General features: G+C 73.1%; 1 pseudogene. It reads right to left on the bottom strand.

Annotated elements, in window-relative coordinates:
* Positions 1-400, bottom strand: a pseudogene (locus J1M44_RS11095) (leucyl aminopeptidase); the annotation flags it as partial.
* Between the last annotated feature and the right edge of the window lie 17 nt (positions 401-417).

Raw genomic sequence — 417 nt, 5'->3', positions numbered from 1 at the left:
CCACCATCTCGTCGGGGATCGGCATCGGCCAGTGCGCCTCACCGGCCGCGTCGCCGGCCGCCCGCACGTCGGCGATGACCGCCTCGGAGCCGAGCACGCCGCCGACGCGGTCGCCGAGCGCGAGGACCATGTGCCCGGTCAGGGTCGCGACATCGAGGATGACGTCCGGCTTGACCTCGGTGGCCCGCACCAGTGCGTCGGCGAGCACGAGCCGCCCTTCCGCGTCGGTGTTCATGACCTCGACGGTGCGGCCGCCGTACATCGTGAGCACGTCGCCGGGGCGGGTGGCGTCGCCGGACACCATGTTCTCGGCCATCGGCGCGAACGCCGACACCTTCACCGGGAGCCCCAGCCTGGCGATGGCGAAGGTGGCCTGGACGACCGCGGCGGCGCCGGCCATGTCGCACTTCATCGTGG

It is taken from the genome of Micrococcus sp. KRD128 (genome assembly GCF_017168395.1).
GTDB lineage: Bacteria > Actinomycetota > Actinomycetes > Actinomycetales > Micrococcaceae > Micrococcus > Micrococcus luteus.
This window is presented reverse-complemented; position numbering and strand designations above follow the sequence as displayed.